The sequence below is a fragment of the Defluviimonas salinarum genome, from assembly GCF_026013545.1.
In the GTDB taxonomy this organism is placed as follows: Bacteria; Pseudomonadota; Alphaproteobacteria; order Rhodobacterales; family Rhodobacteraceae; genus Albidovulum; species Albidovulum salinarum.
Genome location: NZ_JAPDOG010000079.1, coordinates 1 through 1871 on the forward strand (window position 1 = coordinate 1; position 1871 = coordinate 1871).

Annotated in this window: 2 pseudogenes; one reads left to right on the top strand and one right to left on the bottom strand. The window is 58.8% G+C overall.

The window, feature by feature from the left end:
- Positions 1-420: 420 nt before the first annotated feature.
- Positions 421-744, bottom strand: a pseudogene (locus tag OM960_RS25290) (integrase core domain-containing protein); the annotation flags it as partial.
- A gap of 121 nt (positions 745-865) precedes the next feature.
- On the opposite strand from OM960_RS25290, the pseudogene OM960_RS25295 reads away from it, so the two are divergent.
- A pseudogene (locus OM960_RS25295) lies at positions 866-1509 on the top strand (IS6 family transposase).
- Positions 1510-1871: the final 362 nt, after the last annotated feature.

A 1871-nucleotide genomic window follows, 5' to 3' on the forward strand; every position in this document is an offset into this window, starting at 1 on the left:
AACGCCCACTCATCGTCCGACATCAGGTCTCGTGCCAAGCTGGTCTCCATCGCAGATACCAGCTTGAATCATGATCAGGCGTCCGTGTGAATCCCTTTTGTCAACAGGCCCTAGGGTCACACTGCCCAACGTGAAAAGGACGGCTGCAGCAGATAGGAAATGCCTTGATCGGTGCAAAAGCATTCTCAGCTCCCCAAAAAAGTACCCTCTGAGGGTATCAACGGATCGGAAATCCGGCAAGTTGATCGCCGGTTTTGGGCACCGAACGCCTACAATCAGAGTGGCCTTCGCCCTGAATCAGGGCCGGCTTGATCTGGAATCTCCCGGTCGGATTTGAGTGTTGAGCGGTGTCCGTCGTCAGATAAAGTGGGCGTCCTGACGTGATGGGCCTTTGGAGGATCTGGCTCATTGGTTTCGATCCTATGCGGCGTGCTGTTGATTGAGCAAGCGGCGCCGCTTCATGGTCAGCTCCTTGATCTTCCTCCTCTCGCTGAGAACGTCGTTGGCGCGGCCGAAGTAGACGTCGGCCGGGGTGAGGTTGCCGAGGCTCTCGTGGTGACGGCGATGGTTGTAATGTTCGACGAAGGCGTCGATGGCCTGTTCGAGCGCGCCCGGTAGGTAGTCGTTCTCGAGCAGGATGCGGTTCTTCAGCGTCTGGTGCCACCGCTCGATCTTGCCCTGGGTCTGGGGGTGGTTCGGCGCACCACGGACATGCTTCATGCCCTGACCCTCGAGCCATGCAGCCGGCGCTGTCAGAAGGAATCCGGTTGAGACGGGCAGGTCGGCCTCGTAGCGTCCGGCCATGACGAAACGCGACCCTTGCAAGTAGTTCCACAGCAGCCCGGAGATCATCCGCCTTGCAGTGATGCTCTATGTCCGGTTTCCGCTGTCGCTTCGGAACGTTGAGGACCTGCTTCACGAGCGCGGGATCGAGATCAGCCACGAGTCGGTGCGGTTCTGGTGGCAACGCTTCGATCCGAAGTTCGCCGCCGAAATTCGCCAGAAACGCGTCGAGCGCCTGCGCTCCGGGCCGCAGTGGCGATGGCACCTCGACGAGATGTTTGTGAAGATCAACGGCGAGCGGCACTACCTCTGGCGGGCCGTCGATCATGAGGGCGAGGCTCTCGAGAGCTTCGTGATCAAGACGCGGGACAGAAGGCGGCATTGAAATTTCTCAGGAAATCAATGAAGCGCTACGGCCGGCCGCACATTTTCGTCACCGACAAGCTCCGGTCCTACGGTGCCGCGCTACGGGAGGTCGGCGCGGCGGACCGGCAGGAAACGGGCCGCTGGCTCAACAATCGGGCTGAGAATTCGCACCTGCCATTCCGACGACGAGAAAGTGCGATGCAGCGCTTCCGGCGCATGCGAAGTCTGCAGATGTTCGCTGCCGTCCACGCCTCAGTCTTCAACCATTTCAACTCGGAGCGTAGCTTCTCCTCGAGGGCAAATTTCAAGAAGAACCGCGCCGCCGGTCTCGCCGAGTGGCGTCAACTCGGCGCCGCATAAGGGGCAAGCTCACTGTACATTCGGAGACTGGTTCGAATTCGTCTGACAGCTCCGCCATATCATCTAAATATCATTATTAAACTCAACGGTTTGACTCTGGATGGATATTCTCAATCCCCCATTTTGACCGCCATTACGATTCCGCATGGCGTTGGACGCGGAGAAAATGTTGCGGTTTATGCACGCCCAGTGCCCGCACCGGTCCCAAGCCAGCAGGTCACAGGGACTGAACCCACCCCTGGTCGTCCCTAGGGTCAGGACCCATTGATCTGCTTGAAGCTGCCGCCGCCGGGTGATTCAAGGCTCCAGACTGACGGGGTTGATGATGAGCAATCTTTTCTGGCTGACGGACGAGCAGATGG